This is a genomic window from Vibrio sp. E14, from assembly GCF_020515785.1.
Lineage (GTDB): Bacteria > Pseudomonadota > Gammaproteobacteria > Enterobacterales > Vibrionaceae > Vibrio > Vibrio diabolicus.
This window is the reverse complement of the sequence record NZ_JAHPJI010000002.1, coordinates 883947-902384: the sequence shown is the minus strand read 5'-3', so window position 1 is coordinate 902384 and position 18438 is coordinate 883947. Positions and strand designations below refer to the sequence as shown.

Below are 18438 nucleotides of genomic sequence, written 5' to 3'. Positions count from 1 at the left end.
TTAAGTTAATGTACTACGCTCTCTATTAACTGTAATACAGTTTGAGTTATTCGCCTTTTACTCGACGCTCAATCGCATCCATCAGTTTGCCAGTGATTGAGATGTCAAAAGCCGCTTCAATTTCGCGAATACAGGTTGGGCTGGTGACGTTGATTTCTGTTAGCTTGTCGCCAATTACGTCAAGGCCAACAAAAATAAGACCTTTTTCTTTCAGTGTAGGAGCGACAGTTTGAGCAATCTTAATATCGGTCTCGCTTAGTGGTCGAGCCTCACCTGTGCCACCAGCGGCTAGGTTGCCGCGCGTTTCACCTTTTGCAGGAATACGAGCTAGACAGTAAGGCATTGGTTCACCATCTACGACTAAGATACGTTTGTCACCGTTGCTGATATCTGGCACGAAGGTTTGCGCCATTGCGTAGTTTTGACCGTGGTTGGTCAGTGTCTCGATGATTACAGAGACATTAGGGTCGTTTTCTTTTACGCGGAAGATAGATGCGCCGCCCATACCATCAAGCGGTTTTAGGATGACATCACCATGCTTTTCACGAAACTCTTTAATTTTCTCTGCTTTTCGCGTCACGATTGTCGTTGGTGTCAGCTCAGGGAACCACGCTGTAAACAGTTTTTCATTACAATCACGTAGACTTTGAGGTTTGTTAACGATCAGTGCACCTTGTTCTTCTGCACGCTCAAGGATGTAAGTCGCGTAGATGTATTCTGTGTCAAACGGAGGATCTTTACGCATTAGTACAGCGTCTAGCTCAGACAGTTCGAGCGTTTGCTCTGATTTGAACTCGTACCAACCGTTTGGATCTTCTTTTAGCTCCACCACTTTAGTATCTGCAATGGCAACGCCTTGATCGAGATGCAGATCATTCATTTCCATGTAGTGGATTTCATAGCCGCGTCGTTGCGCTTCAAGCATCATGGCAAAGCTAGAGTCTTTTTTGATGTTAATGGACGAAATTGGGTCCATCACAATGCCGAGTTTGATCATTATTTTTCTCCGTTTAACCAAGATCGCCGAAACGAACTTGTAAGGCTGTAATTGCTGTCAGAGCCGCTGTTTCGGTGCGCAGAACGCGAGGGCCGAGTAGCGTTTCTTCAAATTGATATTCTCGAGTCATCTCGATTTCTTCAGACGATAAACCGCCTTCAGGGCCGATCAGTAGGCGCACTTTTTCAACCGGTGTTGGCAGTGTGTTGATTGAGTAGTTAGCACGAGGATGAAGATTGAGCTTTAAGCCATCGTACTCTTCTTTACACCACTCTTCCAAGCTCATAATTGGACGAATCTCTGGAACGACATTGCGTCCACACTGCTCACAGGCACTGATGGCTATTTTTTGCCATTGCGCGAGTTTTTTCTCAAAGCGCTTTTGGTCAAGCTTGACGCCACAACGTTCGGAAATCAGAGGTGTGATGGTATTGACGCCAAGTTCCACTGACTTTTGGATAGTGAACTCCATCTTATCGCCACGTGAAATAACTTGACCAAGGTGCAGGTCTAAAGGGGATTCAATACTGTTTTCTACACGCTCAGTAATGTTAACCAAAACCGTCTTTTTGCTGACTTCACTGATAACCGCTGGGAATTCTGCGCCGCTGCCGTCAAATAGGAGAACGTCTTGGCCTTCTTTCATTCGCAGAACACGGCCGATATGGCCTGCTGCGTCGTCACTTAAAGCAAGTGAGCCAAGTTGATGAATGGTTTCTGGATGATAAATTCGAGGGATACGCATGAGATTTCCAGCAAGAGAATAAACTTAAACCCTAACATGGATGCTTTCTACCGAAAAAACAAGGGGCAAGAAGCGTTTCAATATCAGTTATTGAAACGCTTCAAGGTAGAGGAGTACTAGAGTGCGCGACAGGCTTTTTGAACAAATGGGTTATGATTGCCTTGTACTTTGGCAATGCGCTCGTCACGCTCACATTCCCATTTATCGACTGGGTAGGTTTTGTTCCAAGCACTCATCAACTGCGTTTGCTGTTTTGATAATTTAAAGCCGTACTCTTTGCTCATGTATAGGTAGGTACGAGCAATCGAACCTCGAGCACGGTCTGGTGGCATGACTTTACGCTGCTTAAAGTTCACTTGCATCTCACAGCGACCATAACTCACGCCATCGATGCCGTTCCATTGGCTAAAGTTGTAGTTCGAACGGTCACCGTTTACTTCACCAATGGCAGGGGTTAGGTTGTGCAGGTCTGCTTCCATCAAGCGAAAGGTTTTGTCTTTTTTCTTGCAGTTTTTACGTCCGCCATCTTGCCAGCATTGACGCTGGTGGCCAAATTGCCACGCAGGTACCACATGCTCCCATTCGATTCGTGCGGCCCGCTTTTCCTGTTTACGGACTTGGTAACCGCAAGAGGCTAAATCTGGGGAGCCTTTTTTGCCTTGCCATTGAATGTTGCAGCCACAGTAAAAGCTCGTTGGATGGTCTTGATAAATTTTTACCGCCTCACGTTTGGCGGCAGAGAAGGAGCTTGGTGGCGCGGCAACCGCAGTGCTAGAAAGCGCGATAAGTAACAAAGAGAATAGGTATTTCATGATTAAAGTCTTTATAAAGTATGACTTTATTCATGATAACACGCATAAAATAGCTTTAGTGATGAGTAAGTTAACAATAAATGGCGAAGGGAAGGTTTTGATAAACTCGATCTTTATTTTGGGAACGCAAGTAACACTATGAGATATAGATTACGATAATTGAACGCCTGTGAAGTTAAGTGGTTGGCGGCATTTTTGACAAGAGTACGTCGCCTCTTTGCGCAGCACTTTATTATGACGGCGAATCGATAGAGGGTAGGTCATACAGCCACAACGATACTCAAAGGTTTTACCTTGAACGGATTTTACTTCAAAGCTGTGAGTGGTTTTGGCGGGCACTTTAAATACGGCTTCCATGACACCTTGCCATTCTTTGCCGTGAGGTCTAACTCGTCCGTAAACCTGATAAGTAATCAGGTGAGCCACCTCGTGAGGAATGACTTCATCTAAGAATGCTTGGGTGTTTTCGCGAAATAAAACGGGGTTTAGGCGAACTTGATTTAATTGAAGGTAGGCTTTTCCTGCCGCTTTTCCGCGGACGTTGAAGGTGACCGTTGGAATAGGAAAAGAACGTTTGAAAGCTTGCTCTGCCATCGCGATGCAGTCCGCCATCACTTGCTTGGCTTTATAGCTTAGTTCTATATCCACAACTCACCTCGATAAATCAAATAAAAAAGCCCCCGCATTCGCGAGGGCCAGATCATAGCATCAGTTAATTACGGAGTGTGTTTTTTCTTGATGGTGGCATGGTAAGCGTGCCATGTACCGTAGCCTAGAATTGGCATGGTAAACAACATTCCGATCCCGTACGTTGCAAAGCCGATAAGAATACCGCCGCAGATGATCGCCGCCCAAACAATCATCGCTGGAATGTTGGATTTCACCGCATTAAAGCTAGTAAATACAGCGGTCATCATATCTACGCGACGCTCCATCATGAGCGGAATAGAAAAGGCTGAAATGCTAAACACCACACAAGCCAAAACAAAGCCAACTAGAGAGCCGATGACAAGGAAGGGGAGGAACTCACTTAAAGATGCCCCTTGAACAGAAGGGTAAAGCGCATGAAGTAGAGCGGCAATACGCATCCAAAATATCATACACACTGCGAGTAACACGGCGAATGCCCATTGAGATGTTGAATTACGACCGATCGCTTTCATTGAATGGAACAAGCTTGCTTTGTGTCCGCGCTCTCTCTCCCAACTGGCATCATACAAGCCGAGCGCGAGAAACGGACCGATTAACATGTAAACAATCAAACTGGGCATGACGACCAAGTGTGTGCCTTGCCACTGAACGAGCAAAACAATGCCTATGGCAGCTGCCATAAAACAGATGCCATAGAAAGCACTAATAAGCGGCATTCGCACGAAATCATGCAGACCTAATGCGAGCCAATGAAAAGGTGCAGAAAGATTGACCGTATTGCACGGTATGGTTCTGGCGTATTCGTTGTCTGGCACTTCCTTTCGCTTGTTGTGGAAGTCCGATGGATTAACAGTTCGAGGCATAACTCCTCCTTGATTTATTCCCACATTATCCGCTTATACCAACTGACAGCGGTTTTTGTTCAGTCAAACTTGAAGCGACTTTTTCAAGTTTACATCTGAGCATTGGCTTAGTTTGGTATCGGCCATAAAGATGCCTGACTCATGTCTTTACTTAAGTGTTGCTTCCACAGTCGCCAGCATCCGACGTCTCTATTTAAATTGGAATTAACAATATTTTAACTATTGGCGGAGATGGGATAATTTACAAATAATTGCTGAAAATTTATTCGGTATAAAAATGAGGGAGAAACAGGACTGCTTTGTGGGGCAGGGCGGTATGAGCTGAAATGGCTGGATAAAAGTTGCTGAAAATAAAAAGCCCCCGCCATAGGCGAGGGCTTGATTGATTCTTGCTTGGCTTGATTATTTGATGCCAGCGAAATCGCGTAGAAGTGCAGCTTTGTCTGTCGCTTCCCACGGGAATTCTTCACGACCGAAGTGACCGTAAGCCGCTGTCTTCTTGTAGATAGGTTGAAGAAGGTTAAGCATTTCTTGTAGGCCGTATGGACGTAGGTCGAAGAATTGACGAACTGCTTCAATGATGATGTCGTGAGATACTTTCTCAGTACCGAACGTTTCCACCATGATAGACGTTGGATCAGCAACACCGATTGCGTAAGAAAGTTGGATCTCACAACGGTCAGCCATGCCAGCCGCTACGATGTTTTTCGCTACGTAACGTGCTGCGTATGCTGCACTACGGTCAACTTTTGATGGATCTTTACCAGAGAACGCACCGCCACCGTGACGAGCTGCGCCGCCGTAAGTATCTACGATGATCTTACGACCTGTTAGACCACAGTCACCCATAGGACCACCGATTACGAAGCGACCCGTTGGGTTGATGAAGAAGTTTGTTTCTTTGTTGATCCACTCAGAAGGTAGCACTGGTTTAATGATCTCTTCCATTACCGCTTCACGCAGGTCTGAAGTTGAGATTGAATCACAGTGTTGAGTTGAAAGAACAACCGCGTCGATACCAACGATGTTACCTTGATCGTATTGGAATGTTACCTGAGATTTTGCATCAGGACGCAACCAAGGTAGTGTGCCGTTTTTACGAACTTCTGCTTGCTTTTGAACAAGACGGTGAGAGTAAGTAATTGGCGCTGGCATTAGTACTTCAGTTTCGTTACAAGCGTAACCAAACATGATGCCTTGGTCGCCTGCACCTTGTTCTTTAGGGTCAGCTTTATCAACACCTTGGTTGATATCTGGCGACTGTTTACCGATTGTGTTTAGTACCGCACAAGAATCTGCGTCAAAGCCCATATCTGAATGTACGTAGCCGATTTCACGAACGGTTTCACGAGTTAACTCTTCGATGTCTACCCATGCTGAAGTCGTGATTTCACCACCCACCATTACCATACCGGTTTTAACGTAAGTCTCACATGCAACACGAGCCTTTGGATCTTGCTCTAGAATCGCGTCAAGAACCGCATCAGAAATCTGGTCTGCAATTTTATCTGGATGACCTTCTGATACTGACTCAGAAGTAAACAGGTGCTTAGCCATGTTAGCTCCACTATATCTGGTTTAAAACTGGGGAATGATAAACTCTCCAGCGCAAATTAATACTAATTTTTGTAGGTGTATCTACATCTAGACGTCTATTCTAAATTTGATTGCTCGAATTACAAGCTCTTTTTTGGTTTTTGTTATAACCAAACGTTTGCCTGATTTATTGATAATTTTAAGAACTTCGAACGATTTGGCGCGAAAGGTGCAATATTTGTGAGGTTTTGGACTGGAAAACGTTTGCACACCCAACAGGGCTTTGAGAGAATTATGACCTACTTTTCGTTTCGCTTAATGTACTCAGGAGCAGACATGTCGTCTCGTAAACATCTTGCCAATGCAATTCGTGCTCTAAGCATGGATGGTGTTCAACAAGCTAACTCAGGCCACCCAGGCGCACCAATGGGTATGGCTGATATCGCTGAAGTTCTTTGGCGCTCTCACCTAAACCACAACCCATCAAACCCAGAGTGGGCCGACCGCGACCGCTTCGTGCTGTCAAACGGTCACGGCTCAATGCTTATTTACTCTCTACTGCACTTAAGCGGTTATGAGCTATCTATTGACGATCTGAAAAACTTCCGTCAATTGCACTCAAAAACCCCAGGTCACCCAGAGTACGGTTACGCGCCTGGTATCGAGACAACAACGGGTCCTCTTGGCCAAGGCATCACTAATGCTGTTGGTATGGCTATCGCAGAGAAAGCACTAGCGGCACAGTTCAACAAAGAAGGTCACGACATCGTTGACCACTTTACGTATGTGTTCATGGGTGACGGCTGTCTAATGGAAGGCATCTCGCACGAAGCATGCTCTCTAGCAGGTACGCTAGGTCTAGGCAAACTGATCGCGTTTTGGGATGACAACGGTATCTCTATCGACGGTCACGTTGAAGGTTGGTTCTCTGACGATACACCTAAGCGTTTCGAAGCTTACGGCTGGCACGTAATCCCAGCGGTAGACGGTCACGATCCTGAAGCAATCAACGCAGCGATTGAAGCGGCTAAAGCGGATCCTCGTCCGACTCTAATCTGTACTAAAACAATTATCGGTTTCGGTTCTCCTAACAAGTCTGGCTCACACGACTGTCACGGTGCGCCATTAGGTCACGATGAGATTCAAGCGGCTCGCGAATACCTAGGTTGGGAGTACGGTCCATTTGAAATCCCTGCAGATGTTTACGCTGAGTGGGACGCAAAAGAAGCAGGTGCAGCGAAAGAAGCGGCTTGGAATGAAAAGTTTGAAGCATACGCAGCAGCTTACCCTGCAGAAGCAGCAGAGCTTAAACGTCGTCTAAACGGCGAACTTCCAGCGGAATGGGAAGAAAAAGCGAACCAAATCATTGCTGATCTTCAAGCAAACCCAGCGAACATTGCATCACGTAAAGCATCGCAAAATGCACTAGAAGCGTTTGGTCAAATGCTTCCTGAGTTTATGGGTGGTTCTGCTGACCTAGCGCCTTCTAACCTGACCATGTGGTCTGGTTCTAAGTCTCTAGAAACGGATGACTTCTCTGGCAACTACATCCACTACGGTGTACGTGAATTCGGTATGACCGCTATCATCAACGGTATCGCATTGCACGGTGGTTTCGTTCCTTACGGCGCAACATTCCTAATGTTCATGGAATACGCTCGTAACGCAATGCGTATGGCTGCGCTGATGAAAATTCAGAACATCCAAGTGTACACGCACGATTCGATTGGTCTTGGCGAAGATGGCCCAACTCACCAACCTGTTGAGCAAATGGCATCTCTACGCGTAACGCCAAACATGAGCACATGGCGTCCGTGTGACCAGGTTGAGTCTGCCGTAGCATGGAAACTAGCGATTGAACGTAAAGATGCACCAACAGCACTTATCTTCTCTCGTCAAAACTTAGCGCAACAAGATCGTACAGCTGAGCAAGTAGCGAACATCGCGAAAGGTGCTTACATCCTGAAAGATTGCGAAGGCAAGCCAGAGCTTATCCTTATCGCAACAGGCTCTGAAGTTGAGCTAGCAGTAGAAGCTGCGACTCAACTAACAGCAGAAGGTAAGAAAGTACGCGTGGTTTCAATGCCATCAACAGATGCATTCGACAAACAAGACGCCGCTTACCGTGAAGCAGTATTGCCATCAGACGTAACGGCACGCATCGCTATCGAAGCAGGTATTGCTGACTTCTGGTACAAGTACGTTGGTTTCGATGGTCGCATCATCGGTATGACTTCATTCGGTGAATCTGCACCTGCTGGTCAACTATTCGAGATGTTTGGCTTCACGACTGAAAACGTAGTGAACACAGCAAAAGAATTGCTAGCGTAACTGCTAGATTGTCTCAATAGTCCGAACGTAAAGGACGACTGTTAGATACTAAAGTTGGAAAGGCCATCATTGCGATGGCCTTTTTGTTTTTTGTCAGGTTTTCCAACCTTGTGGAATGCTTTGGTGAATACAGTCTAAAAGTACGGATAAGCGCAGTGGTGGTCTTCCTGCAGGCGTATAGCAGTTAATGGAGATGGGCTCTGAAAGCCAACCTTCTAAGCAAGGTGTGATTCGACCCGGATGATGTTTCTCGTAGCCGCTTGCTGTCCAAGTTGGCAGCAGTCCAATACCATGACCATTCGCGATGCTGTCGATCTGCATTGCGATGTTGTCGCTGTATAAGCGACTCACAAATGGCTCTAAAAAGAACTCACCGTGTTGGGGGTGTGAGAGCATCAATCCATTTTCTTGTACCGAGCCAAAATCGATCCACGGATGCGCTTCAAGCTCTTTGGGGTGCAGGATCGAACCGTGTTGTTCAAGATAAGCTGGAGAGGCAAAGGGCGTGTAACGAAATGAGCCTAATACCTCTTTGCGCCAATCGAGATCTTTACGCTCACCGAGCCAGATGAACAAATCTGGGTCATGGTGCGCTTCAGAAAAGTCACTGGTAAGCTGAACCCTAACATCAGGATTATCGGCAAGAAAACCGTTGAGCACACCACCTAGCCAACTTCTAACTAATGCTGTGTGACAAACAATATGCAGCGGCCCTGAAACTTGGTTTGTTAAACCTTGAAGCGCGTCATAACTCTCTTCACTTAGCTCAAGAATCTGGCGACTGTAGTGGGCAAAAATTTCTCCCGCTCTTGTCAGAACTAATCGGTTACCTTGTCTTGCGGTTAGAGCCTGACCGAAATCTTCTTCTAATTGTGCTAAGCGACGACTCAGCGTTGATTTAGGCTGGTTAAGGGCCTTGGCAGCGGCGGTCAAACTCTTATGCTGATTGAGCGCATCAAAGGCTCTAATTGATGCTAAGTCGTGCATATTTCATTTACTCCTTACTGCGTTATGCACGGGTTCCATAAATGGGAAGAACCGTTCCATAACTCTCACTATGCATCTCATTCTATTTGTGAATAATTCACTTTCGAAAATAATAATCATTATCAATTATGGAGATGTAGATGTCTACTCTTAGACTGCCAGTTATTACTGCAACTGGTATTTTAGCCTTCGTCAGTGTCCCTCATGTGTTTGCCAATGATGCGGTTTCTAAAATGGAAACAGTGGTTGTAACTGCATCAAGTTATGAGCAATCTCAAGCGGACGCGCCTGCAAGTATTAGTGTGATTTCGCGTGAGGAGTTGGACTCTCGTTATTACCGCGATGTGACTGATGCACTAAAAAGCGTGCCTGGTGTCGTCGTAACAGGTGGTGGTGACACTACCGATATCAGTATCCGTGGTATGGGTTCTAAATACACTTTGATACTGGTCGATGGTAAACGTCAAAGCACACGTGAAACTCGCCCAAATAGTGACGGCCCTGGTATCGAACAAGGCTGGTTACCCCCTCTTCAAGCGATTGAGCGAATTGAAGTTATCCGTGGTCCAATGTCGACGCTTTATGGCTCTGATGCGATTGGTGGTGTAATTAACGTGATCACGCGAAAAGACGCGATGGAGTGGACAGGTAATGTTCAGCTAGGCACGGTTCTGCAAGAAAACAGTCGCTCGGGCGGAGAGCAAAGCGCGAATTTCTTCGTCAATGGGCCGCTAGCCGAAAATCTATCTCTCCAAGTATACGGTCAGTATACCGCAAGAGAAGAAGACGATATTGAATACGGCTATGAAGATAAAGATATGCAAAGTATCTCTTCAAAACTGACCTACCAGATTAATGACCGCCATTCTGTGCAACTAGAGGGTGGCACATCGGCACAAAGTCGTCGCGGTAACGTTGGCCTTTCCGTACCAACGACGGGTTGCCGAAGAGGTTGTGAGGATTCACTCAACGAATATCGTCGTAATTATGTAACGCTAAGTCACAATGGCGACTGGGACTCGGTTGGCATCTCAGATACTTACTTACAACGTGAAGAGAGCGAGAACAAATCTCGCGAGATGACGATCACCAACACCACGTTCAAATCGAGCTTGGTGACTGGTATTGGAAACCATACGTTGACGACCGGTGTGGATGCTACTCATGCCGAACTTGAGGATTTTACTTCCAATAAAGCGTCATCGAAGACCGAAACATCGAATACGCAGTGGGCTGTTTTCATTGAAGATGAGTGGAGAATCGCCGATCCGTTTAGCGTTACGCTTGGTGGTCGTCTAGATCATGACGAAAACTATGGTGCGCACTTTAGTCCGCGTGTCTATGGTGTATGGCGAGTTGACCCATCTTGGACTGTGAAAGGCGGTGTGGCAACAGGTTTCCGTTCTCCGCAATTACGTGAAATTACTCCTGGTTGGGCGCAAGTCAGTGGCGGCGGTAATATCTACGGTAACCCAGACCTTGACCCTGAAACGTCGCTAAACAAAGAAATCAGTGTCTTGTATCAAGGTGACTCTGGTTTAGATGTCTCTTTGACTGCGTTCCATAATGAGTTCAAAGACAAGATCACACGTGTTGTTTGCCCAGATACCATCTGTACAGATGGACCAAACCAATGGGGTGCAGATCCAACGTACCGCATTAACGTGGACGAAGCGGTCACACAAGGTATTGAAGCGACCTTAGCATCGCCATTAACGGAAACCATTTACCTCAGCTCGAGCTACACATTTACCGACTCAGAGCAAAAAACAGGTGAATACAAAGGCATGCCGCTGCAGCAGTTACCAAAGCATTTGTTTAATGTGGATGTAACTTGGCAAACAACAACAGATCTAGAAAGCTGGGCTAAAGTCACTTACCGAGGTAAAGAAATGGATCCGGTTACTGGCCCATCAAGAAACAGTATCGTAGAGCCTGCTTATACTTTTGTTGACGCTGGTGTGACATACCAGTTAACCGATAATACTCGTATTAAAGGTGCGATCTATAACTTGCTGGATGAGGAAATCAGTTACGAAGAATACGGATATGTCGAAGATGGTCGTCGCTACTGGTTAGGTTTAGACGTCGCATTTTAATTATTGTTGTAATAAGGCCGAGCATTGTCTCGGCCTTTTTTAATACTGCTTTACTATGATTCAACAGGTGCGTTTTTCAGCCTGATCAGGTAGTATCTGTGACACGAAATTTTTGGTAGGGCGAAGGATAAATGCTAAAGGTTGCGATCAATGGATTTGGACGTATAGGTCGTAATGTTCTGCGAGCCGTGTATGAAAGCGGAAAACATCAGCAGATCAAGGTTGTGGCGGTTAACGAATTAGCTCAGCCAGAAGCGATGGCGCACCTACTGCAATATGACACTAGTCATGGTCGCTTCGGTAAAAAAATCTCCCACGACCAAGAACACTTGCATGTTCATCATGACAGCGGCGAATATGATTCTATTCGCATTCTTCACCTCTCTGAACTCGAATTACTTCCTTGGCGCGATTTAGAAGTCGATATTGTTTTGGATTGCACTGGCGTGTTTGGTTCACAAGCCGATGGGCAAGCGCATATAGAAGCTGGCGCGAAGAAAGTGCTGTTTTCACACCCGGGCGCAAGCGACATAGATAATACGATTATCTATGGTGTGAACCACGAAACTCTGAAAGATGAACACCGTGTTGTCTCTAATGGCTCATGCACCACCAATTGTATCGTTCCCATCATTAAAGTGTTAGATGAAGCCTTCGGTATTGAGTCCGGTACCATTACCACGATTCACTCTTCCATGAACGATCAGCAAGTAATCGATGCGTACCATAACGATCTACGCCGTACCCGCGCTGCGAGCCAATCTATTATTCCGGTTGACACCAAGTTGCATAAGGGAATTGAAAGAATCTTCCCGAAATTTTCCAACAAATTCGAAGCAATTTCTGTTCGTGTCCCAACCGTTAACGTCACCGCAATGGATTTAAGTGTCACAATTAATACAAATGTGAAAGTTAATGACGTAAATCAAACCATTGTTAACGCATCTCAGTGTACATTACGTAACATTGTTGACTATACTGAATCGCCACTCGTTTCCATCGACTTTAACCACGACCCCCATAGTGCGATTGTTGATGGAAGCCAGACTAGAGTGAGTAACGGGCAACTCGTAAAAATGCTCGTTTGGTGCGACAACGAATGGGGCTTTGCTAACCGGATGCTGGATACTGCCTTAGCAATGCAAGCTTCTTCTCAAGTGGAGCAGTAATGACGAAGAAGTAATGGAGAATTTTTATTTCAAGCCTTGAAATAAATCCATGATATCTCCATATCATCTATAACCAGTTTGAAGAATTAACAGGCTTGGCAGGGTTGCCGAGTTTTCAAAAACTTTAATTATCAATATTTGAGAGGACACATCATGTCTGTAATCAAGATGACTGACCTGGATCTTGCAGGTAAACGTGTATTTATCCGTGCTGACCTAAACGTGCCAGTAAAAGACGGTAAAGTAACTTCAGATGCACGTATCATCGCATCTCTTCCAACTATTAAGCACTGCCTAGAAGCAGGCGCTAAAGTAATGGTTACGTCTCACCTAGGTCGCCCAACTGAAGGTGAATACGCTGAAGAGTTCTCTCTACAACCAGTTGTTAACTACCTAAACGACGCACTAGATTGTGAAGTTAAGCTAGCAAAAGACTACCTAGATGGCCTAGAGCTAAACGCTGGTGAACTTGTTGTTCTAGAAAACGTTCGCTTTAACAAAGGCGAAAAGAAAAACGACGAAGAGCTATCTAAGAAATACGCAGCACTATGTGACGTATTCGTAATGGATGCATTCGGTACGGCTCACCGCGCTCAAGCGTCAACTCATGGTGTTGGTATGCACGCACCTATCGCTTGTGCTGGCCCTCTTCTAGCAAACGAGCTTGAAGCGCTAGGTAAAGCAATGGACAACCCAGCTCGTCCAATGGTTGCTATCGTAGGTGGTTCAAAAGTTTCTACTAAGCTAACTGTACTTGAGTCTCTATCTAAAATCGCTGACCAACTAGTTGTTGGTGGTGGTATTGCTAACACATTTATCGCAGCTGCTGGCCACAACGTTGGTAAGTCTCTATACGAAGCGGATCTAGTAGACACTGCTAAGAAGCTAATGGATGAGTGTGCAATTCCAGTAGCAACTGACGTTGCATGTGCGAAAGCATTCGACGAAAACGCAGAAGCAGAAATTAAACACGTTTCTGAAGTACAAGACGACGACATGATCTTCGACCTTGGCCCAGATTCAACAGCTGAACTAGCAGAAATCCTTAAGAACGCGAAGACTATCCTATGGAATGGTCCAGTAGGCGTATTCGAATTCAAGAACTTCGAAGCAGGTACTAAAGGTATCTCAGAAGCTATCGCAGCATCTGAAGGCTTCTCTGTTGCAGGTGGTGGTGACACGCTAGCAGCTATCGACAAGTTCGGTATCAAAGCTGACGTTTCTTACATCTCTACAGGTGGCGGCGCTTTCCTTGAGTTCGTAGAAGGTAAAGTTCTTCCAGCAGTAGAAATGCTAGAAGCACGCGCTAAGTAATTAAAGCAAAGCGGGGGAGTGATTCTCCCGCTTTCTTGTTTGCTGCAACGTGTGAGGAACTCTGCTAGAATAGCCTCAGTTGTGAGCAAACGTTTGCAAGATTTTCAACTTAACAAGTTTTGTTTAAAAACGACAGATAAATAGGATTACATCCATGTCTAAGATCTTCGACTTCGTAAAACCAGGTGTTATCTCTGGCGATGACGTTCAGAAAGTATTTGAAGTTGCAAAAGAAAACAGCTTTGCACTTCCAGCAGTAAACTGTGTGGGTACTGACTCTGTAAACGCAGTACTTGAAGCAGCTGCAAAAGTTAAAGCTCCAGTTATCGTTCAATTCTCTAACGGTGGTGCTGCTTTCTTTGCTGGTAAAGGTCTAAAACTTGAAGGTCAAGAGGCTCAAATCCTAGGTGCTGTTGCTGGTGCGAAATACGTTCACGCTGTAGCTGAAGCTTACGGTGTACCAGTAATCCTACACACTGACCACGCTGCTAAGAAACTACTTCCTTGGATCGACGGTCTACTAGACGCTGGTGAAGAGTACTTCGCTCAAACTGGTAAGCCTCTGTTCTCTTCTCACATGATCGACCTTTCTGAAGAGTCTCTAGAAGAGAACATCGAGATTTCTGCTAAGTACCTAGAGCGCATGGCTAAAATGAACATGACTCTAGAAATCGAACTAGGTTGTACTGGTGGTGAAGAAGACGGCGTTGACAACTCTGATATGGATGCGTCTGAGCTATACACTTCTCCAGAAGACGTTGCATACGCATACGAGAAACTAAGCGCAATCAGCCACCGTTTCACTATCGCAGCATCTTTCGGTAACGTACACGGCGTGTACAAGCCAGGTAACGTTGTTCTAACTCCAACTATCCTACGTGATTCTCAAGCGCACGTTTCTGAGAAATTCGGTCTTCCAGCGAACTCTCTAAACTTCGTATTCCACGGTGGTTCAGGTTCTTCTCTAGAAGAAATCCGTGAGTCTATCGGTTACGGTGTTATCAAAATGAACATCGATACTGATACACAGTGGGCAACTTGGGATGGTATCCGTAAGTTCGAAGCTGAAAACCACGATTACCTACAAGGCCAAATCGGTAACCCAACTGGTGAAGATGCACCAAACAAGAAGTACTACGATCCACGCGTATGGCTACGTGCTGGTCAAGCTTCAATGGTAGCTCGTCTAGAGCAAGCATTTGCTGACCTAAACGCAGTTGACGTACTATAATCGTTACTGATTAAGTTACTTAAAAACCCGCTTTTTGAGCGGGTTTTTTTATGTCTATCATTTTGCCCCTATGTTTCTTTCCCTGCTTTCCTATTGATATCTTTATGCGTCAGGTTGTATTTTATGGTGGGATGTTCCCCCTTTAACGTTTTTAAATAAAAACATAGGAATATCAGTCATAGGAGTGGCGAAATAAGAGTGCATTGCGTAACCTGTAACAAGCCAATATCAGAAAACTCTGATAAAGTCTTGTTTTGCATATCTTTGCGAAACTCTGACTTTGAAAAAAGTCAAAGTTGGGATATTGTGCCAAAAATCTGACACTGTTCAGTGGGGCAATAGGGATGTTGTTTTAGAAAAGAGCCTTTAAAAAACAAGGTTCATAAATTAACGGCAATTGGATTTATATATCTTTATTTTTGAGGATAAGAATTATGGCAGGTGAATCGGTGGGTATCGATACCACTTTAACGGATGGTCTAACTCAGGCTGAAACTTGGCTGACAAACAACTCAGATCTACTGGTTCAGTACGGTGTGAACATTATCTCTGCGCTGCTTATTCTGTTTATCGGTAATATTATCGTTAAAGCAGTCGCTGGTAGTGTTTCTAAAGTACTAGAAAAGAAAAACATGGATAAGGCTGTCGTTGAATTTATTCACGGTCTTGTTCGTTACTTGCTATTTGTAATCGTACTTATCGCCGCTCTTGGTCGATTAGGCGTTCAAACCGCTTCAGTCGTGGCTGTAATCGGTGCGGCAGGTCTTGCTGTTGGTCTTGCGCTACAAGGTTCACTATCAAACTTTGCAGCTGGTGTACTCATTGTTGCGTTCCGTCCATTCAAATCTGGCGACTACGTAGAAATTGGCGGTGTAGCGGGTAGTGTTGAAGCAATTCAAATCTTCCAAACTGTTCTAAAAACACCAGACAACAAGATGGTTGTTGTGCCTAACTCGTCAGTAATCGGTGGTGCAATTACTAACTACTCTCGTCATGCAACGCGACGTGTCGACTTAGTGATTGGTGTGTCATACAAAGCGGATCTTAAACTAACGAAGAAAGTAATTCGCGAGACGCTAGAAAAAGATCCGCGTATCTTGAAAGATCCTGATATCACAATCGGTGTACTTACACTGGCAGACTCTTCAGTAAACTTTGTGGTTCGCCCATGGGTGAAAACTGCAGATTACTGGGGCGTATACTTTGATGCAATGCAAGGTATTAAAGAAGCACTGGATGAAAATGGTATCGAAATTCCATTCCCACAAATGGATGTTCATCTGAACAAAATCGACGCTTAATACAAGCGGTAGATATTCGAAAGCGAGGCCAATTGGCCTCGCTTTTTTATATCTCATAAAGAATGTGATTACCGGCAAGCAATAGACGTTTTAGATGTTTACCGGCAAAGCCAAAGGTGAATTCAGGCAACCCTGGCGTATAGAGCAACTCTTCGTGTAGATACAGGGTTGTATCTACAATGAGCGTGACATATTCAGGTAAGCCAATCGGACATACCGCTCCAGGCAAACAACCTAACACTTCGACCATTTCACCGTCGTCACAAATTGATGGGCGTTTACCTGTGACGGCTTTTATTTGTTTGGCATCGAGGCGAGAGTCTTTTTCTGTTAGATAAATTGCGTAGCCTTGTCCTTTAAGTTTTAAGAAGAGGCTTTTGGTGTGCGTGCCTGTCCATCCAAGCTCGGACGCAATTCTTATATCCGTGTCAAAGTCTAAGATGGCTTCATGCTGCCATTCCCGAAAAGGAATAGAGAGCGCGTTGAGTCGCTCTCTATTGATATCATAGATACGCTTTAGTGACTCCATGTCTATGTTGTCCTGTTGATTACCAGTACTTTTCAATAAGTTCGCTAGCTAAAATATACGCTATCGTGAACATCATTACTGCGACCGCGATGTCGATGCCTTTTTTCACTCTTGGCTTTGATAGGGTAGGGCCTAGTTTTGCGGCTCCTATCGACAAGGTATAGAACCAAACAAAGGAAGCCATCATCGTACCTAGTGCAAAAGCAATTCGGTCATGGCCTTCAAACTGCCCACCAATAGAGCCCAGAATAACGACTGTATCTAAGTACAAATGTGGGTTAAGTACAGTGACGGCTAACGCGCCTAATATGACCGTTCGACGACCACGAGCGACGACTTCACCTTTTGATTCTGAGTCACTGTCTGACTTAAACGCGCTCTTAAGTGACAGTAATCCATAAAAGCTCAGGAAGGCAATACCACCAAGGGTCACCGATGTTAGTAAGATTTCATTTTGAGACAAAATCGCACCACCACCAAAGATACCTAGAGAAATGAAGATCATATCTAGGATGCTACAAATAGTGGCAGTCGTCAGGTGATGATTGCGCTTTATGCCTTGATTTAAGACATACGCATTTTGTGCGCCGATTGGAATGATCATTGATGCCCCTAAACCAAACCCTTGCAATAGAACCCACAAGCTCACACTTCACCTCACTTCAAAATAACCAATAAATTCTCAGAAGAGTGAAAGATAAAGAGTTTATCTAAATAAGTATAATTAATGATTTTAATATTATATTAGCTAAGCTAATTTAAGGGTTGATGTTTTATCAGGAGAGGAAGAGCAGGATGAGAGGGTTGGACTATAAATGGATTGAGGCATTAGATGCCGTGGTTTATCAGGAGAGCTTTGAGCGTGCAGCTGAGCATTTATTTGTCTCGCAATCAGCGATTTCTCAACGTATTAAACAATTAGAGAAGTTTCTCGCACAACCCGTTTTGGTTCGTAGTCAACCACCCAAGCCAACGCCGATTGGTAAAAAGTTATTAGGCCTTTATCGTCGAGTGCGCTTACTCGAGCATGAAATTCTGCCCGAACTCAAGAATGATACCAGTACTCGACCTGTACAACTCTCTTTGGCGACCAATGCTGATAGCCTTGCTACTTGGCTACTGCCTGCACTGCAAGATGTCATGAAGCAGCGTCAGGTTGAACTCAAACTCACTATCTATGGTGAATCTCGTTCCATCGAAAAGCTAAAAAGTGGCGAAGTGACGGGGGCGATCAGCTTAGAATCCCAGCCGATACCTGGCTGTAGAGCGGATTACTTGGGACGTGTTGATTACGTTTGTGTCGCGAGCCCGGAGTTTTATCAGCGTTACTTTGCTCAAGGCGTTAATAACCAGACTTTGGCCAAGGCGCCGGCCGTTTCGTATGATCAATATGATGACCTACATAAAACCTTTCTTACCGAGCATTTCAATGTCAGCCCTGATAGCGTCATTCACCATAACATCAGCAGCTCTGAAGCGTTTCTAAAAGTGGCGTTAGCTGGTGTAGCCTATTGCTTAATCCCTCGTTTGCAAATTACCGACGAGCTAGAGCGTGGCGCGTTGGTTGATGTTACTCCCGGTTTCTTAATGTCCCATCGGATTTATTGGCATCATTGGCAACTGGAAACGGGGGTTCTACAAGAAATCTCACACGCGATAGTCGGGTATGCTCAGCGACACTTACCTCAATAAGTTCATTGTCGCATCGATGGGGTCATTGCCGACAGAGTGTTTCGTTGAAAAATCACGCCAATGTTACATAGTCAAAGTTGTGTTAGAAGTCATTCTGAGTGCTTGGATAATCGACAGAAGTTTCTATTATGAAACCATACACTTTCTCAGTAGTGATAGTTTTGTCTGAATCTTGAGCCTT

General features: G+C 45.0%; 16 protein-coding genes. 7 read left to right on the top strand and 9 right to left on the bottom strand.

Annotated elements, in window-relative coordinates:
• Positions 1 to 46: 46 nt before the first annotated feature.
• The 6 genes from gshB to metK form a co-directional block, all read right to left on the bottom strand.
• Positions 47 to 997, bottom strand: coding sequence for a glutathione synthase (gshB, locus tag LIX84_RS09385; protein WP_104970968.1), 951 nt, complete (start codon positions 995 to 997; stop codon positions 47 to 49).
• A gap of 13 nt (positions 998 to 1010) precedes the next feature.
• Positions 1011 to 1742 carry a 16S rRNA (uracil(1498)-N(3))-methyltransferase gene (rsmE, locus tag LIX84_RS09380; RefSeq protein ID WP_005393970.1) on the bottom strand — a complete coding sequence of 244 codons (732 nt, stop codon included), beginning with the start codon at positions 1740 to 1742 and terminating at the stop codon, positions 1011 to 1013.
• 116 nt (positions 1743 to 1858) lie between these two features.
• Positions 1859 to 2554 (bottom strand): deoxyribonuclease I, encoded by a 696-nt coding sequence (endA, locus tag LIX84_RS09375; protein ID WP_047008832.1) that lies wholly within the window; start codon positions 2552 to 2554, stop codon positions 1859 to 1861.
• A gap of 150 nt (positions 2555 to 2704) precedes the next feature.
• The gene (locus LIX84_RS09370; protein WP_012841396.1) at positions 2705 to 3202 is read right to left on the bottom strand and encodes a SprT family zinc-dependent metalloprotease; all 498 of its coding nucleotides are present in this window, start codon (positions 3200 to 3202) and stop codon (positions 2705 to 2707) included.
• A gap of 68 nt (positions 3203 to 3270) precedes the next feature.
• Complete coding sequence (locus tag LIX84_RS09365) at positions 3271 to 4068, bottom strand: DUF2189 domain-containing protein (protein WP_005393959.1); 798 nt, start codon at positions 4066 to 4068, stop codon at positions 3271 to 3273.
• A 402-nt stretch (positions 4069 to 4470) separates the two neighbouring features.
• Positions 4471 to 5625: a methionine adenosyltransferase gene (metK, locus tag LIX84_RS09360; RefSeq protein ID WP_005381027.1), complete on the bottom strand. Its 1155-nt coding sequence runs from the start codon at positions 5623 to 5625 to the stop codon at positions 4471 to 4473.
• Positions 5626 to 5940: 315 nt separating this feature from the next.
• Between metK and tkt the strand changes: the two genes are divergently transcribed.
• Positions 5941 to 7935 carry a transketolase gene (tkt, locus tag LIX84_RS09355; RefSeq protein ID WP_104970967.1) on the top strand — a complete coding sequence of 665 codons (1995 nt, stop codon included), beginning with the start codon at positions 5941 to 5943 and terminating at the stop codon, positions 7933 to 7935.
• A 93-nt stretch (positions 7936 to 8028) separates the two neighbouring features.
• Here the strand turns inward: tkt and LIX84_RS09350 are convergent, their stop codons facing one another.
• Positions 8029 to 8922, bottom strand: a complete 894-nt coding sequence (locus tag LIX84_RS09350) for a LysR family transcriptional regulator (RefSeq protein ID WP_005393954.1) — start codon at positions 8920 to 8922, stop codon at positions 8029 to 8031.
• Positions 8923 to 9062: 140 nt separating this feature from the next.
• Between LIX84_RS09350 and LIX84_RS09345 the strand changes: the two genes are divergently transcribed.
• The 5 genes from LIX84_RS09345 to mscS all read left to right on the top strand — a co-directional run bounded on the left by LIX84_RS09345 (position 9063) and on the right by mscS (position 16036).
• Positions 9063 to 11021 (top strand): ligand-gated channel protein, encoded by a 1959-nt coding sequence (locus LIX84_RS09345; protein ID WP_005393952.1) that lies wholly within the window; start codon positions 9063 to 9065, stop codon positions 11019 to 11021.
• Positions 11022 to 11152: 131 nt separating this feature from the next.
• On the top strand, positions 11153 to 12190 hold the full coding sequence (epd, locus tag LIX84_RS09340; protein WP_046875106.1) for an erythrose-4-phosphate dehydrogenase: 1038 nt from the start codon (positions 11153 to 11155) through the stop codon (positions 12188 to 12190).
• A 153-nt stretch (positions 12191 to 12343) separates the two neighbouring features.
• Positions 12344 to 13504 carry a phosphoglycerate kinase gene (locus tag LIX84_RS09335; RefSeq protein WP_005393948.1) on the top strand — a complete coding sequence of 387 codons (1161 nt, stop codon included), beginning with the start codon at positions 12344 to 12346 and terminating at the stop codon, positions 13502 to 13504.
• A 154-nt stretch (positions 13505 to 13658) separates the two neighbouring features.
• Positions 13659 to 14735: a class II fructose-bisphosphate aldolase gene (fbaA, locus tag LIX84_RS09330; protein ID WP_005393947.1), complete on the top strand. Its 1077-nt coding sequence runs from the start codon at positions 13659 to 13661 to the stop codon at positions 14733 to 14735.
• Between the two features lie 434 nt (positions 14736 to 15169).
• Positions 15170 to 16036 (top strand): small-conductance mechanosensitive channel MscS, encoded by an 867-nt coding sequence (gene mscS / locus LIX84_RS09325; protein WP_005393946.1) that lies wholly within the window; start codon positions 15170 to 15172, stop codon positions 16034 to 16036.
• A 46-nt stretch (positions 16037 to 16082) separates the two neighbouring features.
• Here the strand turns inward: mscS and LIX84_RS09320 are convergent, their stop codons facing one another.
• Together LIX84_RS09320 and LIX84_RS09315 are read right to left on the bottom strand one after the other, a co-directional pair.
• A complete protein-coding gene (locus LIX84_RS09320; protein WP_161444047.1) occupies positions 16083 to 16565 on the bottom strand; it encodes a YbaK/EbsC family protein in 483 nt (160 codons plus the stop codon).
• Between the two features lie 19 nt (positions 16566 to 16584).
• Positions 16585 to 17214, bottom strand: a complete 630-nt coding sequence (locus LIX84_RS09315; RefSeq protein ID WP_065646102.1) for a LysE/ArgO family amino acid transporter — start codon at positions 17212 to 17214, stop codon at positions 16585 to 16587.
• Positions 17215 to 17360: 146 nt separating this feature from the next.
• Here LIX84_RS09315 and LIX84_RS09310 point away from each other — a divergent pair, with 146 nt between their 5' ends.
• On the top strand, positions 17361 to 18257 hold the full coding sequence (locus tag LIX84_RS09310) for a LysR family transcriptional regulator ArgP (RefSeq protein WP_226421134.1): 897 nt from the start codon (positions 17361 to 17363) through the stop codon (positions 18255 to 18257).
• The last annotated feature ends 181 nt before the right edge of the window (positions 18258 to 18438 follow it).

Excerpts from the sequence above, each read along its gene's own strand:
- fbaA (WP_005393947.1), top strand. The coding sequence starts at position 13,659 with ATGTCTAAGATCTTCGACTTCGTAAAACCAGGTGTTATCTCTGGCGAT.
- epd (WP_046875106.1), top strand. The coding sequence starts at position 11,153 with ATGCTAAAGGTTGCGATCAATGGATTTGGACGTATAGGTCGTAATGTT.
- mscS (WP_005393946.1), top strand. The coding sequence starts at position 15,170 with ATGGCAGGTGAATCGGTGGGTATCGATACCACTTTAACGGATGGTCTA.
- metK (WP_005381027.1), bottom strand. The coding sequence starts at position 5,625 with ATGGCTAAGCACCTGTTTACTTCTGAGTCAGTATCAGAAGGTCATCCA.
- LIX84_RS09365 (WP_005393959.1), bottom strand. The coding sequence starts at position 4,068 with ATGCCTCGAACTGTTAATCCATCGGACTTCCACAACAAGCGAAAGGAA.
- LIX84_RS09335 (WP_005393948.1), top strand. The coding sequence starts at position 12,344 with ATGTCTGTAATCAAGATGACTGACCTGGATCTTGCAGGTAAACGTGTA.
- gshB (WP_104970968.1), bottom strand. The coding sequence starts at position 997 with ATGATCAAACTCGGCATTGTGATGGACCCAATTTCGTCCATTAACATC.
- LIX84_RS09310 (WP_226421134.1), top strand. The coding sequence starts at position 17,361 with ATGAGAGGGTTGGACTATAAATGGATTGAGGCATTAGATGCCGTGGTT.
- LIX84_RS09320 (WP_161444047.1), bottom strand. The coding sequence starts at position 16,565 with ATGGAGTCACTAAAGCGTATCTATGATATCAATAGAGAGCGACTCAAC.
- LIX84_RS09350 (WP_005393954.1), bottom strand. The coding sequence starts at position 8,922 with ATGCACGACTTAGCATCAATTAGAGCCTTTGATGCGCTCAATCAGCAT.
- LIX84_RS09345 (WP_005393952.1), top strand. The coding sequence starts at position 9,063 with ATGTCTACTCTTAGACTGCCAGTTATTACTGCAACTGGTATTTTAGCC.
- rsmE (WP_005393970.1), bottom strand. The coding sequence starts at position 1,742 with ATGCGTATCCCTCGAATTTATCATCCAGAAACCATTCATCAACTTGGC.
- tkt (WP_104970967.1), top strand. The coding sequence starts at position 5,941 with ATGTCGTCTCGTAAACATCTTGCCAATGCAATTCGTGCTCTAAGCATG.
- endA (WP_047008832.1), bottom strand. The coding sequence starts at position 2,554 with ATGAAATACCTATTCTCTTTGTTACTTATCGCGCTTTCTAGCACTGCG.